Below are 19,655 nucleotides of genomic sequence, written 5' to 3'. Positions count from 1 at the left end.
AAACTATGACTACATATAAAATTCTTGGCTTAATGTCCGGCACCTCGTTAGACGGACTAGACCTTGCATATTGCACCATTTGGCAAGAAGGACATACTTGGCAATTTGGTATAAAAAAAACCAAAAGCGTTTCATATTCAAAGGAGATGCAAACGCAGTTAAAAAATTCCATAGAACTACCTGCAGAAGAACTTCTAAAACTCAATAACAGCTATGGCACTTGGCTAGGCGAGCAATGCGACCTGTTCATTAATGATAATGGACTGGAAGTAGATTACATTGCCAGCCACGGACACACCACACACCACCGGCCAGAAAACGGATTCACATATCAGGTAGGTAGCGGTCAGCATTTGGCCAATGCCAGCAAACAAAAAGTTATATGTGATTTCAGAACAAATGACGTAGCTCTAGGCGGCCAAGGCGCTCCACTTGTTCCTATTGGCGACCGTTTATTTTTCAATAAATATGACTTCTGCCTAAATTTAGGTGGTATTAGTAATATTTCGTTTGAACACAACGGTAAGCGTATAGCCTATGACATAGGTTTGGCCAATATGATTTTGAACCATATTACCCGTAAAAACGATTTGGATTACGATGCGGGAGGAAATCTGGCAAAAAACGGCAAAATCAATATAGAGATGCTAGAACAGCTTAACGCTCTAGAATTTTACAAACTTCCATTTCCTAAATCCATAGGGTATGAATGGTTTGTAGAAAAAGTTGTTCCAATTGTTGAAAGTACCGAAGACCTTATGGAGAATCTACTCTGCACCGGAATCCACCATGTATGCGAGCAAGTGGCCATTCAGGTAAAGGCCAACAAGAAAAAAACGGCTAACACGCTATTTGTTACCGGTGGCGGTGCATTAAACGATTTTTTAATAGAGACCCTACAAGAAAAACTAGGTAATTCCACCAAAGTAGTTGTTCCTTCAAAACAACTCATAGAATTCAAAGAAGCCTTGGTATTTGCTTTAATGGGGGTTCTTAGAATTGAAAAAAAGACAAACGTTCTTAGTTCCGTAACTGGCGCACAAAGAGACTCGTCTTCAGGGGTGCTGTTCTTACCAAGTTAAGTCCTCATACCCTTAGTAGAAGAAAATTCGCTATTTTCAACATCATAACCAAAACTCCAAAAATGTCTAAAAAACAAGAGCACGCCACCGCATACTGGAAAGAGAACTTAAAATACCTTTTTATCTTACTGGCTATTTGGTTCGGTGTGTCTTATGGAGCTGGTATCTTGTTCAAGGACGCCTTGAACACCATAAAAATTGGCGGGTTTGAATTGGGTTTTTGGTTTGCACAACAAGGATCCATTTATGTTTTTGTTATTCTAATCTTTGTTTATGTCAGGCTAATGAACAAACTGGATAAAAAGTACGGATTTAACGAATAACCCAACCAAAACCAACCCGTTATGAGTGTTCAAACCTGGACGTACCTTTTAGTAGGAATTACATTTGCCCTTTATATTGGCATTGCCATTTGGTCTCGTGCCGGGTCAACCAAGGATTTTTATGTAGCAGGCGGTGGTGTTTCCCCCTTGGCCAACGGTATGGCCACAGCAGCGGACTGGATGTCTGCCGCATCGTTTATTTCCATGGCGGGAATAATTTCATTTGCGGGTTATGACGGCTCTGTGTATTTAATGGGATGGACAGGTGGCTATGTGCTCTTGGCCTTACTTCTGGCACCCTATCTACGTAAATTTGGAAAATTTACCGTTCCTGATTTTATAGGGGACCGGTATTATTCAAAAACTGCCAGGATTGTCGCCGTTATTTGCGCCTTAATCGTATCGTTTACCTATGTAGCTGGTCAAATGCGGGGTGTTGGCGTGGTTTTCTCCCGTTTTTTAGAGGTAGATATAAATACGGGTGTCATCATTGGTATGGTCATCGTTCTTTTTTATGCTGTATTAGGCGGAATGAAAGGGATTACCTATACTCAGGTGGCCCAATTCTGCGTGTTGATTTTTGCGTTTATGGTACCCGCAATTTTTATATCCATTCAAATGACCGGAAACCCCATTCCCCAATTGGGTATGGGCTCAAAACTGAACGATGGTCCCGGAATGTACTTATTGGATAAGTTAAACGGACTCTCCACAGAACTAGGCTTTGCCGCTTATACGGAAGGTAAAAAATCAACTATAGATATATTCATGATTACCCTTGCACTCATGGTGGGTACTGCCGGTCTACCTCATGTTATTGTACGTTTCTTTACTGTAAAACGGGTAAAAGATGCAAGAAAGTCGGCTGGGTTGGCATTACTATTAATTGCCATTCTTTATACCGCAGCACCCGCTGTAGCCGTATTTGCACGTACGAACATGATTAATACGGTTAGCAATCAAGAATACGCAAAGATGCCCGAATGGTTTAAAAACTGGGAAACCACGGGGCTACTGAATTTCAGTGACAAAAACGGAGATGGAAAAATTCAATATGTAGCGAACGGTGCACAAAACGAACTTATAGTAGATCCGGACATAATGGTGCTTGCCAACCCTGAGATTGCAGACCTCCCCGCTTGGGTAATAGCCTTAGTAGCCGCCGGCGGGCTGGCAGCGGCCCTATCTACGGCAGCAGGCCTGCTTTTAGTTATTTCCGCCTCCGTGTCCCATGATTTAATAAAAAAAATATTCGTTCCAAATATTTCCGAAAAAGGAGAGCTTTGGGCAGCGAGAGGTGCTGCAACCGTAGCCGTTGTAATAGCCGGTTATTTTGGGATAAATCCCCCAGGGTTTGTTGCGGCAGTAGTGGCGCTCGCTTTTGGTCTGGCCGCCGCATCTTTCTTTCCTGCTATTATACTGGGCATTTTTTATAAAAAGATGAACAAAGAAGGAGCCATTGCTGGTATGGTCATTGGCATCTCGCTAATGCTTTTTTATATGTTGAAATTCAAATTTGGAATATTTGACGGTGGAAAAGAAGCTGTTCCCGCCTTAGAAAAGGATTGGTGGTTTGGAATTTCACCGGAAGGTTTTGGCAGTGTAGCTATGGTAGTGAATTTTATCGTTTCAATAATCATTATGAAATTCACACCGGAACCTCCAGAAAATGTACAACAAATCGTAGAAAACATTCGTATTCCCAGTGGTGCCGGAGAGGCCATAAATCATTAATATTTTATGTAATTTTAAGATCCCGATGCATTTTTCACCCATATTAAATCAAGAACCGCCATTCTCTAGGGTATTCGCATCAAAATAATATCAATTAAAACAATCAAGGCAAAATGAGTAATTACCACATTAAACATCTAGAAGAATATTATCAGGTCTATAGAAAATCCGTTAGAAACCCCGAAGGTTTTTGGGAGGAAATAGCGGAAGAGCATTTTGTGTGGCGAAAGAAATGGGATAACGTTTTAAGTTGGGATTTTTCAAAACCCGAAATAAAGTGGTTTGAAGGGGCAAAGCTTAACATTACTGAAAATTGCCTAGATAGACATTTGCCCACCCGTGGAGAGAAAACAGCTATTATATTCGAACCTAACGATCCTAACGAAGAGGCCCAACATATTACCTTTAGGGATTTACACGAAAGAGTTTGCCGCATGGCCAACGTTCTAAAGGACCATGGTATAAAAAAAGGAGATAGAGTTTGTATCTATCTTCCCATGATTCCGGAATTAGCCGTTTCCCTTCTGGCATGCGCCCGAATTGGAGCTATCCACTCTGTTGTTTTTGCAGGTTTTTCCTCCAATGCACTCGCTACGCGTATTAATGATAGCGACTGTAAAATAGTCCTTACTTCAGATGGTTCGTACCGAGGTTCAAAATCAATTGATCTTAAAGGTATTGTAGACAAGGCCCTTGAAGAATGCCCGGGTGTTAAAGATGTATTAGTGGTCAAACGCATCAATAGCGATATACATATGGAAGAAGGTCGTGATAAATGGCTACAACCATTACTGGACGAGGCTTATGCGGACTGCGTAGCCGAAATAATGGATGCCGAAGACCCTTTATTCATTCTATACACCTCCGGCTCTACGGGAAGACCTAAAGGAATGGTCCATACCACAGGAGGCTATATGGTGTATACCGCGTATACGTTTAAAAATGTTTTTCAGTATAAAGAAGAAGATGTGTACTGGTGTACTGCCGATATTGGTTGGATCACCGGACATTCCTATATTGTGTACGGCCCACTGGCCAACGGCGCTACTACCGTTATGTTCGAAGGTGTTCCTTCATACCCGGATTATGGTAGATTTTGGGAAGTTGTTGAAAAACACAAAGTGAATCAATTCTACACGGCTCCTACAGCAATTAGGGCTTTGGCCAAAGAGAATTTAGAATTTATTGAAAAACATGACCTTTCCTCTTTAAAAGTATTGGGTTCCGTAGGGGAACCTATTAATGAGGAAGCCTGGCATTGGTACAATAACAACGTGGGGAAAACCAATAGCCCCATTGTTGACACTTGGTGGCAGACCGAAACAGGTGGTATTATGATAACCCCAATTCCATACGTTACCCCTACTACCCCTACCTATGCAACTTTACCTTTTATCGGCATCCAACCCGCATTAATGGATGAAGAAGGAAAAGAGCTTAAAGGCAATCAGGTTTCAGGGCGGTTATGCGTTAAATTTCCATGGCCTTCTATTGCAAGGACCATTTGGGGCAATCACGAACGCTATAGGGATACCTATTTTTCAGCGTATAAGGATATGTATTTTACAGGTGATGGCGCACTTAGGGATGCTGTAGGCTATTATAGGATTACGGGGCGTGTAGACGATGTAATAATTGTTTCGGGCCACAACCTTGGTACGGCGCCCATCGAAGATTCCATAAACGAACATCCTGCAGTTGCAGAAAGTGCAATTGTTGGTTTCCCTCACGACGTAAAGGGCAATGCGCTATATGGCTATGTTATTCTAAAGGAATTTGGTGAAACAAGAGACCGTGACAACCTGCGAAAGGAAATTAACCAGCAGATTACGGAACATATAGGACCTATTGCCAAACTGGATAAGATTCAGTTTGTTTCTGGACTTCCCAAAACACGTAGCGGGAAAATTATGCGTCGTATCTTGCGTAAAATCGCCTCAAAAGACACCTCTAATTTAGGTGATACCAGTACATTATTGAACCCAGAAATAGTTGAAGAAATAATAGAGAACGCCCTTTAATTAGAGTGCGGACATTGTAGAAAACCGGTAGAAGTGAATTAGAGAATTCACCTTTTGCCGGTTTTTTATTTTTCGTTTACAAGGTCATACAACTTATGCCGTGGCAACAATTCTCCTTTTCGTAACCAAAAGAATAGTCCCCAAAGAAAGGAGTCCGCATACCGCAAGACCCGCAAACATAGGCCACACGGTATCTTGTACAAACCCTCCTATATAATTTGCTATGGGCACGGAAAGGAGTGTTGAAATAAAACCGTTTATAGCCGCCCCAATACCCGCAATATGACCTATGGGCTCCATAGCTATGGACCTAAAATTCCCCCATAAAAATCCCAAACATAAAAACTGAACGAACAAGAAGGCTACCAAAACAGGCACGCTTGGATTAGGTTTTCCCCAAAACACCACCACATAGGTTAGAGCAATGATACAAAATGCACTCATAGCCGCAAGTGCCAAACGACGCATGCCAAAACGAATTACCAATGTACCGTTCAGAAATGTGGAAAGCCCTACAGAACAGGCAAGACCTGCAAAAATGTACGGAAAGTTCTCTACCATTCCATATTGATCTTCAAACACATGTTGCGATGAACTCAAATACACCAAGAACGCTCCTGTTACAAACCCGGAAGCAAATGTAAACGCAACGGTTTCCTTATGCTTTACAAACTCTTTTGTTCCGCTAACAAAAACGGACATGGAAAAGGGTATTTTAAATTGAGGTTTTAATGTTTCGGGCTGTCGTTTCCAAAACCAAATAGCCACTACTAGGCCAAAGAACAGTTGAATATAAAATATATACTCCCAACCAAAAGCATCCATAATCCACTTACCAATAGCTGGCGCCACAACAGGGACCAAAATGAAAAAAGCGGTAACGAAAGACATTATTTTTGCCATATAATCTCCCCTATAAGTATCCCTTATAATAGAAATAGCAATAGTTCTAGGTGCAGATAGTCCAATACCTTGTAGTATGCGCCCCACAATCATGATTTCCAATGTGGGCGCTAAAACACAAATTACACTTGCCACCGCAAAAACGGTAAAACCAATATACACTACAGGTTTTCTGCCATAGCTATCGGATAAAGGTCCAAAAAACAATTGCCCTACTCCAAGACCCAAAAAAATCATGGTAATCAACAACTGATTTTCCAATGGATCCAAGCTATTTATAGTTATGCCTATGTGCGATAACGCGGGCAATAAAGCATCAATTGCCAACGCCACGATAGACATTAAGGAAGCCATTAAGGCTATAAATTCAAAATTGGGTTTCACATTATCATTCTGCATGGTGCAAAAGTACGTATTCGACTAGGAAAGGACATTAACAAAAGTTCCTTTTAAGTATAAACCTATAATTGGTTCACAAATATGTATTTTTGACAAAAAATTTAAGAGCATGCTGATAATAGGAATAGCCGGAGGTACCGGTTGTGGAAAAACAACAGTAGTAAACCAAATTATAGACTCGTTACCGGAGGGCGAAGTTGGGGTAATCTCCCAAGATTCTTATTATAACGACCTTTCAGAATTGTCCTTGGAAGAGCGAAGAAAAACCAATTTTGACCACCCCCAATCTATTGATTTCAGACTGCTGGAAGAACACTTAAAATTATTAAAGTCAGGGCATTCCATAAAACAGCCCGTATACTCATTTCTTGAATGTAACCGTACGGACAAGACCGTTCCCGTGCACCCTACCAAAGTATTGATTGTAGAGGGTATTCTTATTTTAACCAACTCCCTACTCCGTAAAATGATGGATATTAAAATATTTGTCCATGCCGATTCTGATGAAAGACTGATCAGGAGGTTAAAACGAGATGTAAACGAACGGGGATGGAATTTAGATGAAACGCTAGACAAATATCAATCTAATATTAAACCCATGCATCTTCAATTTATAGAGCCTAGCAAAGAATATGCAGATATTATTATACCCAACAATAAATATAACACAGTTGCAGTTGATATTGTACGAACAATAATCAATGAGAAACTAACTTAGAAAAATGGGATTCAAAGATTTACGAAAGAAAAAATGGTTTGGTATACTCACCAATATGTATGTATTGGTGCTGACCGTTTTTGTGATATGGATGTTGTTTTTTGACACCAACTCCCTACTCATTCATTTGGAGCTAAAAAAGGAAATTGAAAAACTTGAAAAACAACAAGAGTTTTTAAAGGATGAAATTGCCAACGATAAAAAAATCCTAGAAAAATTATCCGACCCAGAGGAACTAGAAAAGTTTGCAAGAGAGCAATATTTCCTCAAAAAAAAGAATGAAGAAATTTATCTTATTGAATACGAAGACAGTTTAAAAATTAAAGAAAAATAAGAAGGTTTTACATCCGTATTGCACTTCCGTAATTTCCATTGTTAATAACAAATTCGGTTTTTAGAATTAGATTCTATTTGTGCTTGACCATCCTACAAAGCTCAAAAAATGTTTTTCTCGCTTCATGAATTAAAAATTCACACAAAACATTGTAATTAATTTAATTTCAAATACTTACATGTTTTATGATTTTAGATAACTGGTTTCACTTAAATCACTTATTAGGAATATCATATTTACTCTGGCGTAAAATTAGCAGTAAAAAAAGTGCTTTAAAAACCCTAAATTTTAAAAAAAGACACTTTCAGTTAACGAACTTTAACGCAAAAGGCCACACTTATTCACTTTGTGTTAACAAAATGGTTTCAATAGCATTGTAAATAATCGTATTTTTACCCCCTAACTCAGACTGATAATGGGCAAGATTATTGCTATTGCGAATCAAAAAGGAGGAGTGGGTAAAACCACAACAACAGTTAATTTAGCAGCTTCCTTAGGTGTTTTGGAAAAGAAGGTATTGCTAATAGATGCAGACCCCCAGGCAAATGCCACATCGGGATTGGGCATTGATGTAGAGAGTGTTGAATATGGCACTTACCAACTACTTGAGCATACCAAAACGGCCAAAGAGGCTATTATAACTACAGATTCCCCTAATTTAGATTTAATTCCCGCACATATTGACTTGGTTGCCATTGAAATTGAATTGGTAGACAAGGATCAACGGGAATACATGATGAAAAGAGCAATATCCGAGCTTAGGGACAGCTACGATTATATCTTGATCGATTGCGCTCCTTCCCTAGGCCTACTTACATTGAACGCTCTTACTGCGGCAGACTCCGTTATAATTCCTATACAATGCGAGTATTTTGCACTGGAGGGACTTGGCAAGCTTTTGAATACTATAAAAAGTGTTCAAAAGATTCACAATGCCAATTTGGATATTGAAGGCATGTTGTTGACCATGTACGATTCACGTTTACGACTGTCTAACCAAGTGGTAGAGGAAGTACGTAAACATTTTGCAGATATGGTTTTTGATACTATAATTCAGCGTAACGTACGGTTAAGCGAAGCTCCTAGCTACGGAGAAAGCATTATAAAATATGACGCAAGCAGTAAGGGAGCTACAAATTACCTAAACTTGGCCCATGAAGTAGTCAAGAAAAACAAAGAGATAGCTTAATGGCGAAAGCAACAAAAAAACAAGCACTGGGCCGCGGACTCTCCGCTCTATTAAAAGATCCTGAAAACGATATTCAATCCGCAGCGGATAAGAATGCGGATAAAGTAGTTGGCAATATTGTAGAGCTAGATATTGAGTCTATTGAAATGAACCCGTTTCAACCACGTTCTAATTTCAATGACGAGGCCTTGAACGAACTTGCTATTTCTATAGGTCAATTAGGTGTTATACAACCTATTACGGTTCGTAAATTAGATTTCAACAAATATCAGTTGGTTTCTGGGGAAAGAAGGTGCCGTGCGTCAAAATTAGCAGGGCTTACCACTATTCCGGCCTATATACGTATTGCCGATGACCAAGAATCATTGGAGATGGCTTTGGTTGAAAATATTCAACGCCAAGATTTAGACCCTATTGAAATTGCACTTTCGTACCAAAGGTTGTTGGATGAAATTCAGCTGACCCAAGAAAAATTAAGTGATCGCGTAGGAAAGAAACGCTCTACCATAACTAACTATTTACGTCTTTTAAGGTTAGATCCTATTATACAAACCGGTATTAGGGACGGGTTTTTAAGCATGGGCCACGGTCGTGCCTTGGTAAACATAGAAAAGAAGGGCGATCAGATAGATTTATACGAAAAAATTATAAGTCAGAACCTTTCTGTTCGTGATACCGAACGTGCCGTAAAAGCGTATCATGAAGGTGACTCTCCCGAAAAACCGGCTAAAAAAGTTTCAAAAACCCCTGAATTTGTTCAAGGAAACATTAAACCGTTTACGGATCATCTTTCGGTAAAAGTAGATATTTCCGCAACCGAAAAAGGAAACGGTAAAATAACAATTCCCTTTCATTCTCAAGAGGAGTTTAAACGAATTAAAAAATTGATTCTAGGTGAGTAAATCCCTGCTAGCCCTTGTTTTTATTTCACTTTTTACGTTAACCGTTACCGCTCAAGAGGAAACGGCAAAAAATAAAGAGGTAGACTCGCTTCAAACAGATTTGGCAGAAGAGGGTATCATTGTGGTGGACACACTTAAAAAGGAAAGGGTAAAAATCAATCCGCTTGCCCCGAGTAAAGCGGCTTTTTTATCCGCAGTAATCCCTGGGCTAGGTCAAGTTTACAACAAACGTTACTGGAAAGTTCCTATTGTATATGGAGCTATTGGAGCTGCCGTTTATGGTTATACTTGGAACAACAATAATTACCAGCGTGTGCGAACCGCTTTTAAAAGACGAAAAGCCGGCTTTACAGATGATGAATTTTACGACCCGAACAATACGGGTAGCGGACCGCTCTTAGGGCTTGACGATTTACAGAACGAACAAGAAAATTTTCAGCGAGATCGTGATTTGTTATTGCTTGTTTCCATAGCACTGTATGCCTTAAACATTGTAGATGCCAATGTTGATGCGCATTTAAAGCAGTTCAACATAGATGATGACTTGAGCTTTGACATGGAACCTTTTTTAGATTTAGATCCTGTGACCAACAACCCCAACTACGGGATGGCACTGATAATAAAATTTTAACACAAGTAACTATTATCTAACCAATTACAAATAGTTACCGAAACAATTATACAAATTGAAAATAGCACTATTCGGATACGGTAAAATGGGCAAGATGATTGAAAAAATCGCCCTAGAAAGAAATCACACCATTGTAGCAAAAGTGGATGTTGATACAGTAGATATTGATTTTTCGGAAATGGATGTTGCCATTGATTTTAGTATGCCCAGTGCCGCTTACGGTAATCTTACCAAGTGTTTTGAAAACGGCGTTCCGGTAATATCGGGCACTACAGGATGGTTGGACAAGTATGATGATGCCGTATCAATATGTAAAAAAAACAAAGGTGCTTTTATATACGCTTCTAACTTTAGTCTAGGGGTAAACGTGTTCTTTGAGCTCAATGAATACCTTGCCAAAATGATGAAGAATTTAGACCAGTACAATGTGTCCATGGAAGAAATTCACCATACCCAGAAGTTGGACGAACCCAGCGGTACTGCCATTACCCTTGCAGAAGGCATCATTAAGAACACCAACTACAGTGCGTGGAAACTTGAAAACGCTCCGGCAGGTGAAATACCAATCGTGTCAAAAAGAATTGGAACAACACCAGGTACACATAGTATAGATTACAGTAGTAAAGTAGATTCCATAGAAATTAAGCATACTGCACATAACAGGGAAGGTTTTGCCCTTGGCGCTGTTATTGCAGCTGAATGGATTGTGGGGAAAACCGGTATTTTCTCTATGAAAGATGTGTTAAACCTTGGTTAATACATACAATATTTAAACAAGAATTAAGCTTACTTGCAATAGACGCCTTGAAATTCAATAATTTATAGGTTATAGATTTTTAGAGCGGCACTTAAAAATAAAAATACAAATGGACGCAACACAGTGGTTACTTTTTATTCTGGTCATTCAGATTATCCATTTTGCAGGAACCTGGAAATTATATGTAAAAGCAGGTAGAAAAGCTTGGGAAGCGGCTATCCCGGTGTACAACGCTATTGTATTGATGCAAATCATCAATCGCCCTAAATGGTGGACCATACTCTTGTTCATCCCAATCATCAACCTTCTCATGTTCCCTATTGTATGGATCGAAACCATACGTAGCTTTGGACGAAATAGCACTGCAGACACCTGGCTGGTATTGCTTACTCTAGGGTTTTACATCTACTATGTAAATTATGCTTTAGATGTTAAATACATTAAAGACCGAAGTCTTCAACCTAAAACAGCAACCGGCGAATGGGTTAGTTCAATTGCTTTTGCAATTATTGCGGCCACTTTGGTTCACACCTATTTTATTCAACCTTACGTAATTCCAACACCTTCTTTAGAGCGTACATTACGTGTTGGCGATTTGTTGTTCGTAAGCAAATTTCACTACGGTGCCAGAACCCCAATGACCACGGTTGCAGCTCCCATGGTACATGATACCTTACCCATACTTGGTGTAAAGTCGTATTTGAACAAACCTCAGTTGCCCTATTTCAGAATTCCCGGCTTTACAAAAGTAGACCGAAACGATATTGTCGTATTCAGTTGGCCCGCAGATACGGTTCGCCAATTCTTTAAAAAAGAAAAAGGGGTTATTAAACCTATTGACAAAAAATCCAATTACGTTAAGCGTTGTGTAGGTATTCCCGGAGATTCATTGGCGGTCATAGATGGCTATGTGTACATTAACGGAAAACAGTTACAACTATCGGACCGTGCCAAACCTCAATATGATTATGCACTATACTCCAGTAAAGGAGTTTCTTCTACATTATTGGAAAAAGTAGGTGCAACAGGCTGGAGCAGAAAATACATTATCAACTCATTAAACCAACAGCAGCTTAACGGTATTCAGAAATACGTTAAAGGCTATAGACAACGTAATGATGGTAAATTAGAGGTCTACACCAACGAAGGCGGCATTCCTGTTTCCGTGGCCCGAAAAAATGCTATTTCATTGGCCGAAGAAACTGGTCTTGAGCGCATTGTTCCGCTAACGGATGAAATGGTGGCACAACTCAAGAATGAAGCCTCCCTAGACTCTATTATACGGATTGTAGAGAAAAAAGGAGTGCCAGGCGGAAACATCTTCCCTCAAAGTCCAGATTACCCATGGAATTACGATCAAATGGGACCTATATACATTCCTCAAAAAGGAGCTACGGTACCCTTAAACCTAAAAGTACTTCCACTTTATAAAAAGATTATTAGAGAATATGAAGGAAACACCATCAGCGTTTCGGGCAATCAAATAAAAATTAACGATCAAGTAGCGGATTCGTATACATTTAAACAAGATTACTATTGGATGATGGGTGATAACCGAGATCACTCCGAAGACAGTAGAGCTTGGGGCTACGTTCCGGAAAACCATATTGTGGGCACACCTATATTCATATGGTTAAGTGTTGATAATTTTAATGATGGTATCTTCAGTTGGAAACCAAGATGGGACCGTATTTTTACTACAGTAAATGGTGAAGGAGAGCCCGTTTCTTACTTTAAGTATTTCCTAATTGCACTGGTAGCATACTTTGTAGGAAGTTGGTTGTGGAACAAAAAGAAAGCTAAAGGTTAATTTAAATCTATAGCCAAAATTATTACACATGATTTCTTTCGAAAATGCTTACGACCAAGTATTACAGCACACGTTTAATCTAGGTGATGAAACAGTGTCTCTATTAGAAAGTACAGGAAGGGTTCTTAGTGAGGATATTAGAGCCGATAGGGATTTTCCTCCGTTCAACCGTTCTACAAAGGATGGAATCGCCATTGCTTTTTCGGCTATAGAGAAAGGAATTACCCGTTTTAAAATTGAAGGCGTGCTAAGTGCCGGAATGCCTCAACAAACGCTGTCCAAAGACACCAATTGTTTTGAAATAATGACAGGTGCCGTTCTTCCCGAACAAGCCGATACTATTATCATGTACGAAGAAACAGAAACCGAAGATGATTACATTTCTATTTCAAAAACCCCGAACAAGGGTCAAAACATACATCGCCAAGGCACAGATGAAAAAGAAGGTGCCATTTTATTAAAGAAAGGAACAGAGATTACCGCTGCTGTAATTGGTGTACTAGCTTCCGTAGGAAAAAATAAAGTTACAGTAAAAAAGCTTCCTAAAATTTGCGTGGTCTCTACGGGAAACGAACTTGTAGAGGTAGAAGACAAACCATTGCCCCATCAGATAAGGAAATCCAATTCACTATCCTTATTCGCCGCACTTGAAAGGGTAAAAATCACCCCTACCCTTTTACACTTGGCAGACAACCAAGCTATAATAGAAAAAGAGCTTGAAAAGGCCATAAATAATTTTGATGTTTTAATGCTGAGCGGCGGAGTATCAAAAGGGAAGTTTGATTTTATTCCCGATGCCATGGATAAACTTGGTATAACAAAGGTTTTTCACCGGGTTGCCCAACGCCCAGGTAAGCCTTTCTGGTTTGGAGTCCAAAAGGAAAAGCAGAAAGTTATATTCTCATTTCCCGGAAACCCCGTTTCCACTTTTGCCAATTATCATGTGTACTTTTTACCTTGGTTAAAAAAATGCCTTGGTTTGAAAGTAGAAAAAAAGCAGATTATTTTAGAGGAAGCTATCCAACCTCACCCTTCTCTAACACTATTTGTACAAGTTACCACACAATACAAAAAAGGCAAGCTCATGGCCAAAACAGTTAAAGGAAACGGTTCTGGCGATTTGGTTAGTTTGGCTCTTGCAGATGGGTTTATTCGCGTTCCCCCGGGCACTGATGAAATGACCCAGGAAACGGTTTTCGATTACATAGAAACTACTTAGCTTCAACCTTATTTCACTATTTACCTTGATATTTACCTTCATAACGCTTCCAAAGTTCCGTTTGGTGAGTTTCTAATGAAATCTCCCTGCCATCTATAAAAGCATGCGTTAGCCGGTTTCCACTCATATCCAAAGCATCGCCTTCAGAAACAATAAGCGTAGCACTTTTACCCGCTTCCAAAAAACCGTACATATCATCTATACCAAGAATTTTAGCCGTGTTCCCGGTAATCAATTCCAATGCTTTTTCTTTTTCCATCCCTTGGGATACCGTTTGGCCCGCATAAAATGGAAGATTCCTGATTTGAAAATTAGATGCCGTACTGTTTTGAAGACCTACCAATAAACCTGCGTCTACCAAAAGTTTTGGCAGCTTGTACGGTAAATCATAATCATCCTCATCAAAAATAGGTAAATTGTGCGTAGCACCTACCAATACCGGAACTTCATTTGTTTTTAAAAAGGAAGCTACCTTATGAGCATGGGTGCCACCTACAAGAACCACCTCTTTGATTCCTGCCTCTTTCACATTGGTTATAGCATCAATAATTTCCTTTTCGCCATTGGCATAAACAAACAACTTCTGTTTACCCGTATACAAACCGGACATAGCACTTAAAACAGGATTTTTTATTGCTGACCCAGAATCGTAAACCGCTGCATTTTTAAGAAAATCCATAGTTTCCTTAACCTCATCTCCATATTTTTTATTGGCTTGATAACCACGGCCTTCACCTTCCCACCATTTTCCTTTGCGAAAAGTAGTCGGCCAGTGTAAGTGAATTGCATCATCTTCTTTGACAACCGCATCTTCCCAGTTCCAAGCATCAAACTGAACCACCGATGAAGTACCTGAAATACGCCCTCCTATTGGCGCAATCTGTCCTAGAAGCACGCCATTAGGGCGCATGCTCTCAACCACTTTAGATTCTGCATTATACGCTATTAAACTTCTAACATGCGGAATCATCTCTCCAATCTCATCTTGATCTTTTGAAGCCCGGACAGCATCTACCTCTATTAAGCCCAAAGACGTACTAGGTGCTATAAAACCAGGATACACATGCTTGCCCTGCCCTTTTATCTTCATGCCCTTTCTTGCGATTTTAGTCATGGCACTTCCCACAAAAGTGAGTTTACCGTCCTCGAACATAATCAGGGAATTCTCCATCACCTCGCCATTGCCCAAATGCGCCGTAGCACCCTCTATTGAGTATGCGGTTACTTGTTTAGGTGCCGGTGTCTGTTGGCCGTTGGTCTGTACGGTCATCATTAAAAACGCTATCCATAAACAGACTTGAAACTTATATTTTTTATTTGACATCATATTTTTTATAAAAAGTCCTTATTATTTTAATGTAAGTATTCCGAAAGGGTGTCGCAATGCATTATTTGCTTCTTACTTTGTTGGGGTTCTTGCGTCTTTTTACCTTTCTCTTTTTCAAGTAACATCAAATTGATAAGTTCATTTCTTTCTTTGACAACCTTTGCTCTTAACTGCATATCTTTTTCCAAATCAAAATAGATAGCTCCATCAATCATTGTTTTTTCTGCTTTCGCATAAATAGATAAGGGATTATCGCTCCATAAAACCAAATCAGCATCTTTACCTTCTTTGATACTTCCGGTTCGGTCATTTAAGTGTAATAGCTTTGCGGGATTGATGGTAACCATATTCCATGCTTCTTGCTCCGTCATACCACCATATTTCATGGTTTTTGCCGCTTCTTGATTCAATCTTCTAATCATTTCTGCATCATCACTATTTATAGCTACTGTTACGCCTTGATTGTGCATAATTGCGGCATTATAAGGGATGGCATCGTTAACTTCAAACTTATAGGCCCACCAATCACTAAAGGTACCGCCCCCGGCACCATGCGCTTTCATTTTATCGGCCACTTTATAGCCCTCAAGAATATGTGTGAACGTATTTACCCTAAAACCAAATTTTTCGGCCACCTTCATCATCATATTAATTTCGCTCTGAACATAACTATGACAACTAATAAAGCGTTCCCTGTTTATTATTTCCAATAAAGTTTCCATTTCTTCGTCATACCGAAAAGCTTCTCCGCTTTTTTTCTTTACCCCATATTCTTTTGCTCTTTGAAAATAATTCTCAAAAACCTGCTCAACTCCCATACGGGTTTGAGGAAATCGGTTGAAACTGCCCCAATTACTTTGCTTTACATTTTCACCTAATGCAAACTTTATGAACTTTGGAGAGTTATCATAAATCATATTTTCTGCACTCTCTCCCCATTTTAACTTTAGTATAGCCGAACGCCCCCCAATAGGATTTGCCGAACCATGTAAGAGTTGCAAAGAGGTTACCCCACCTGCCAAGGCTAGATAGATTCCTTTATCCTCATTGTCTACAACGTCTTCCATTTTTACTTCGGCAGAAGAGTTCTGTCCTGATTCATTTACCGCCAAAGCAGCTATATGACTATGTTCATCAATTATTCCGGCCGTTAAATGTTTACCCGTGGCATCTATGGTTTTTACTCCTCCTGCAGAAAGGTTTTGCCCCACTTTTGCAATTTTTCCATTCTTTACCAGTACATCGGTATTCTTTAAAATACCTGCCGCTTCACTCGTCCAGACAGTAGCATTCTTAAAAAGAACGTTTTCTTGTTTAGGGATTGCCTCATACCCATATCCTACATTGGGGTATGTTACCGCCACGGTTTTAGAAGGTTGCTTTTTATCTTCTTTTACCCTCTCTGAAAAAGGAACCGTCTTTAAAGCGGAAAAAGTAGTTTCGTCCCCAGATGGGAGTACCGCTTTACCAATTATAGACTTGTTATCAGCTTTTACAAAAACAATCATTCTATAACTTCCGGTTTTCTCTTTATCTGAAAACGATAGTTCCAACCAATTATCTGCGTAAGTCAATTTAGATTTTAAAGTGACGGTATCTTTCTTAACTACGAGTTTTGGTTTTTCTACCGTACCTTTTATTGAAGCTTTAAATTTTTGGTTACCAACAGACAGGTCATATTCGCCTCTAACATCAACCAAAGACATATCTGAAATTACATTCTTGGTACCTTGAACCCAATTTTCATATAAAACAGTGTTCTTGTCAAAAACATCTCCGGAAGTGATTAAAAAGTTGGCATAGCTTCCCTTGGTTAACGATCCTATTTGTTCTGATTTTCCTAAAATCTGAGCTGGAATAGTGGTTAACGCCTTCAAAGCCGTGGTTTTATCCAAACCATGATCAATCGCTTTCAATACTTTCTCCTTAAAATCAACCGGGGATTTTAGTCCGTGTAACGTAAAGGAAAAAGACACTCCATTCTCTGCCAATACCTTTGGATTAGAAGGAGCCTGGTTCCAGTTCCTCATGTCTTCCAAAGTTACATAAGCAGCTGCATATGGGTCAGACACATCATAGGCATCCGGAAAATTCAAGGGTAAAATCAATTTTGCATTAGACGCTTTAATATCGGACACGCGTTCGTACTCATTTCCTCCCCCAAAAATAACGTATTGTATACCAAAAGCATCTCCTATACCATCTGCCCTGATAATATTACCCTTATCACCTGCATCAAAAATCTGAACAAGATTTTTGTTGCGTGCCAAGGCCTCCAAAGACCTGTCCTTGGTATCCACCTTTCCTTGTGCGTACCAATTCTCATCATTGTACATCTGCCTTAGCAAAGCCATTGACCCCATCAATGAACTTGGGTATGATTGGCTTTTGGCTATGCTTTTTGTAAAAGAAAAATACTGTGCCGATCGATCATCTATAATACGGTCTGCATTATTCCCTTTACCGTTTAGAGCTACCAAAACACCGGTACCACGGGCAATACCATCTTGAATATGCGAATTAACCACACCAAAACCTACCTTGCGCAAGGTCTCCGCAACAGTATCATCATATTCAAATTTAGCGATGGCATCATTCTCTGGCATGATATGATCGTTCCAGTAAAAACCAGATCGAGATGGCTCATATTCTGCCGACCTTCCTTGTTCCTTTAACTTCTCCGGTTTTTTCACACCAAAACTTGAAAACAAATCTATAAAAGAAGGGTACACAGACTTCCCGGAAATATCTATAACGACCGTATTTTTAGGAAGCGTTACACTTTTCCCAACTTCCACTACCTTTCCATTTTGGACCAATAGTGTACCGGACTCCACTACTTGAGTTGGAGTAATATAGATTTTGGCATTGGTAAAAGCGGTATAATTTGTGTTTTTGGTCTTTACACCTTCATTGGCAGGAAAGTAATCTTGTGCCAAGGCTACGAATCCGTAACAGACCATAGCTGTGGTAACTAATAATTTTTTTATCATTTTTTAGATTCAAATGTCTATCTCTAAAAGTAAGGAATGAGATCTGAATCAAAAAATAATATAACAATTACAAGGTCAATCCTTATAAAATCACATTTTTTCTTAATCAATATTCAGAAATGCACGTTAAACCAAAAGTAAAAATGTAGAAATTGTATTGTTCACTATTTTGCTAGATGGGGTATTTCTCATGATAGCCCACCATTAATTGTACTATTTTACTATAGCTCTTTATACCGTCTTTCTGTTGATTCGCCTTTAAAAAGGTATTGAAGACCGACTTAAAAATGGGTTCAAAAGGATTTAGATATTCCAAATTGTGCTCGTACAGCTCCCTATAATTTTCTTGTACCCCAACATTCACTTTAGCATACAGTTCATCAAACTTCTCCTTGTCCGTGCGGCGTATAGCACTTAAACAATGACTAAGGGCATAAGCCGATGCCGAATACTGAAAGTAAGGATCATCATTCTTCACCGTTACCAAGTAACCAATAAAATTGGTTTCATTTTCTTTGGAGTACCCCACTTGATGTCCAACTTCATGACCGCTTACTACGGGAAAACGAAATTCAGGGGTTAGTGCATTTACTTGAGCCTCATTGGTAAAAGGGTTTAAGTACCCACCAATTCCCATATAACTTGCCAAGGTACTGAACATAGATTTTTTAAGGCTACGGTGGTCATATTCCAAAAATGGAAGTTCTTCCTGTAACTGCTCGTACCCATTCACCGTTTTATCAAAAATCTCATTGCGGGTATATGGCACCTGTACTCTTTTTGTACTATCCGATGTCAAATTAAATTGAAGTTGATTTGTCTTTACTATCAACCCTTCGGCCAAATCAATAACCTCATGCGTTTGTATACTATCGCGAATGGCAAAATTCTCGGCAATGGGTTTTCGGTAATAGTTTAACCCCCAAACCAAATTGAAAGTGAAATAAAAAACAGAAAGCACTACTACCACGTTTCTTAAAAACTGAAATGGAAACTTTCTAATCTTCAATCGGTTTGCATAAAGATACCGGATGCCCAAAATTATAAGTAACACATACAGAATTTCACCCACCGAAAAAGGAACCCACCCAAACAGAATTCTAAAAAACTGACTGATTACGGGATAAATACCGTTACTGTAGTACGTCTCTACAATCTCCGATTTGCCCCCTAACCAAGCCACCAAAAGAATTTGAGGAAGCAAACTCAAGGCAATCCCGTTTCTTAATTTATTTTTCAAAAGCTTATGTTTAATGCAAAACCATCATACTGAAACGCTTAAAAAAATGAACAGCTTCCGTATGACATACATA

The 19,655-nt window shown here is 39.4% G+C and carries 16 protein-coding genes; 12 read left to right on the top strand and 4 right to left on the bottom strand.

The genetic code is table 11. The features are described 5' to 3' along the window. Positions 1-5 precede the first annotated feature (5 nt). From KO513_RS15935 to acs, 4 genes are all read left to right on the top strand, one after another. Positions 6-1,082 (top strand): anhydro-N-acetylmuramic acid kinase, encoded by a 1,077-nt coding sequence (locus tag KO513_RS15935; RefSeq protein ID WP_215914246.1) that lies wholly within the window; start codon positions 6-8, stop codon positions 1,080-1,082. A gap of 62 nt (positions 1,083-1,144) precedes the next feature. Then, positions 1,145-1,405: a DUF4212 domain-containing protein gene (locus KO513_RS15930; RefSeq protein ID WP_215439897.1), complete on the top strand. Its 261-nt coding sequence runs from the start codon at positions 1,145-1,147 to the stop codon at positions 1,403-1,405. Between the two features lie 21 nt (positions 1,406-1,426). Next, positions 1,427-3,139, top strand: a complete 1,713-nt coding sequence (locus KO513_RS15925; RefSeq protein ID WP_215914245.1) for a sodium:solute symporter family protein — start codon at positions 1,427-1,429, stop codon at positions 3,137-3,139. 113 nt (positions 3,140-3,252) lie between these two features. Continuing rightward, positions 3,253-5,160 (top strand): acetate--CoA ligase, encoded by a 1,908-nt coding sequence (acs, locus tag KO513_RS15920; protein WP_215914244.1) that lies wholly within the window; start codon positions 3,253-3,255, stop codon positions 5,158-5,160. Positions 5,161-5,253: 93 nt separating this feature from the next. On the opposite strand, the gene KO513_RS15915 is transcribed toward acs, so the two are convergent. Next, positions 5,254-6,462: a multidrug effflux MFS transporter gene (locus KO513_RS15915; protein WP_215914243.1), complete on the bottom strand. Its 1,209-nt coding sequence runs from the start codon at positions 6,460-6,462 to the stop codon at positions 5,254-5,256. A gap of 109 nt (positions 6,463-6,571) precedes the next feature. Here KO513_RS15915 and udk point away from each other — a divergent pair, with 109 nt between their 5' ends. The 8 genes from udk (at position 6,572) to KO513_RS15875 (ending at position 14,022) form a co-directional block, all read left to right on the top strand. Further along, on the top strand, positions 6,572-7,180 hold the full coding sequence (gene udk / locus KO513_RS15910; RefSeq protein WP_215914242.1) for a uridine kinase: 609 nt from the start codon (positions 6,572-6,574) through the stop codon (positions 7,178-7,180). A 4-nt stretch (positions 7,181-7,184) separates the two neighbouring features. Continuing rightward, positions 7,185-7,514: an FtsB family cell division protein gene (locus KO513_RS15905; protein WP_215439888.1), complete on the top strand. Its 330-nt coding sequence runs from the start codon at positions 7,185-7,187 to the stop codon at positions 7,512-7,514. Positions 7,515-7,929: 415 nt separating this feature from the next. Next, complete coding sequence (locus tag KO513_RS15900; RefSeq protein ID WP_215439886.1) at positions 7,930-8,703, top strand: ParA family protein; 774 nt, start codon at positions 7,930-7,932, stop codon at positions 8,701-8,703. Further along, positions 8,703-9,605: a ParB/RepB/Spo0J family partition protein gene (locus tag KO513_RS15895; RefSeq protein ID WP_215914241.1), complete on the top strand. Its 903-nt coding sequence runs from the start codon at positions 8,703-8,705 to the stop codon at positions 9,603-9,605. The genes KO513_RS15900 and KO513_RS15895 overlap by 1 nt, the downstream gene beginning before the upstream one ends. Continuing rightward, a complete protein-coding gene (locus KO513_RS15890) occupies positions 9,598-10,236 on the top strand; it encodes a DUF5683 domain-containing protein (RefSeq protein ID WP_215439882.1) in 639 nt (212 codons plus the stop codon). Before KO513_RS15895 ends, KO513_RS15890 begins: the two co-directional genes overlap by 8 nt. Before the next feature lie 55 nt (positions 10,237-10,291). After that, positions 10,292-10,993, top strand: a complete 702-nt coding sequence (dapB, locus tag KO513_RS15885; RefSeq protein WP_215914240.1) for a 4-hydroxy-tetrahydrodipicolinate reductase — start codon at positions 10,292-10,294, stop codon at positions 10,991-10,993. A gap of 109 nt (positions 10,994-11,102) precedes the next feature. Beyond that, positions 11,103-12,803 carry a signal peptidase I gene (gene lepB, locus KO513_RS15880; RefSeq protein WP_215914239.1) on the top strand — a complete coding sequence of 567 codons (1,701 nt, stop codon included), beginning with the start codon at positions 11,103-11,105 and terminating at the stop codon, positions 12,801-12,803. 28 nt (positions 12,804-12,831) lie between these two features. After that, positions 12,832-14,022: a molybdopterin molybdotransferase MoeA gene (locus tag KO513_RS15875; RefSeq protein ID WP_215914238.1), complete on the top strand. Its 1,191-nt coding sequence runs from the start codon at positions 12,832-12,834 to the stop codon at positions 14,020-14,022. A 16-nt stretch (positions 14,023-14,038) separates the two neighbouring features. On the opposite strand, the gene KO513_RS15870 is transcribed toward KO513_RS15875, so the two are convergent. The 3 genes from KO513_RS15870 to KO513_RS15860 form a co-directional block, all read right to left on the bottom strand. Continuing rightward, entirely contained in the window at positions 14,039-15,349 is a 1,311-nt protein-coding gene (locus KO513_RS15870) for an amidohydrolase (RefSeq protein ID WP_371735849.1), read from the bottom strand. Between the two features lie 26 nt (positions 15,350-15,375). After that, positions 15,376-18,342: an amidohydrolase family protein gene (locus tag KO513_RS15865; protein ID WP_215914237.1), complete on the bottom strand. Its 2,967-nt coding sequence runs from the start codon at positions 18,340-18,342 to the stop codon at positions 15,376-15,378. A 172-nt stretch (positions 18,343-18,514) separates the two neighbouring features. Then, positions 18,515-19,582, bottom strand: coding sequence for a DUF3810 domain-containing protein (locus KO513_RS15860; protein WP_215914236.1), 1,068 nt, complete (start codon positions 19,580-19,582; stop codon positions 18,515-18,517). Positions 19,583-19,655: the final 73 nt, after the last annotated feature.

Origin of the sequence: Zobellia sp. B3R18 (assembly GCF_018860715.1) — a bacterium.
In the GTDB taxonomy this organism is placed as follows: domain Bacteria; phylum Bacteroidota; class Bacteroidia; order Flavobacteriales; family Flavobacteriaceae; genus Zobellia; species Zobellia russellii.
Note: the sequence above shows the minus strand (reverse complement) of the source record. Positions and strands in the feature narration are given on the sequence as shown.

What these genes read in the sequence shown, in the direction of transcription:
- KO513_RS15935 (WP_215914246.1), top strand. Translation starts at nt 6, where the DNA reads ATGACTACATATAAAATTCTTGGCTTAATGTCCGGCACCTCGTTAGAC.
- KO513_RS15930 (WP_215439897.1), top strand. Translation starts at nt 1,145, where the DNA reads ATGTCTAAAAAACAAGAGCACGCCACCGCATACTGGAAAGAGAACTTA.
- KO513_RS15925 (WP_215914245.1), top strand. Translation starts at nt 1,427, where the DNA reads ATGAGTGTTCAAACCTGGACGTACCTTTTAGTAGGAATTACATTTGCC.
- acs (WP_215914244.1), top strand. Translation starts at nt 3,253, where the DNA reads ATGAGTAATTACCACATTAAACATCTAGAAGAATATTATCAGGTCTAT.
- KO513_RS15915 (WP_215914243.1), bottom strand. Translation starts at nt 6,462, where the DNA reads ATGCAGAATGATAATGTGAAACCCAATTTTGAATTTATAGCCTTAATG.
- udk (WP_215914242.1), top strand. Translation starts at nt 6,572, where the DNA reads ATGCTGATAATAGGAATAGCCGGAGGTACCGGTTGTGGAAAAACAACA.
- KO513_RS15905 (WP_215439888.1), top strand. Translation starts at nt 7,185, where the DNA reads ATGGGATTCAAAGATTTACGAAAGAAAAAATGGTTTGGTATACTCACC.
- KO513_RS15900 (WP_215439886.1), top strand. Translation starts at nt 7,930, where the DNA reads ATGGGCAAGATTATTGCTATTGCGAATCAAAAAGGAGGAGTGGGTAAA.
- KO513_RS15895 (WP_215914241.1), top strand. Translation starts at nt 8,703, where the DNA reads ATGGCGAAAGCAACAAAAAAACAAGCACTGGGCCGCGGACTCTCCGCT.
- lepB (WP_215914239.1), top strand. Translation starts at nt 11,103, where the DNA reads ATGGACGCAACACAGTGGTTACTTTTTATTCTGGTCATTCAGATTATC.
- KO513_RS15875 (WP_215914238.1), top strand. Translation starts at nt 12,832, where the DNA reads ATGATTTCTTTCGAAAATGCTTACGACCAAGTATTACAGCACACGTTT.
- KO513_RS15870 (WP_371735849.1), bottom strand. Translation starts at nt 15,349, where the DNA reads ATGATGTCAAATAAAAAATATAAGTTTCAAGTCTGTTTATGGATAGCG.
- KO513_RS15865 (WP_215914237.1), bottom strand. Translation starts at nt 18,342, where the DNA reads ATGATAAAAAAATTATTAGTTACCACAGCTATGGTCTGTTACGGATTC.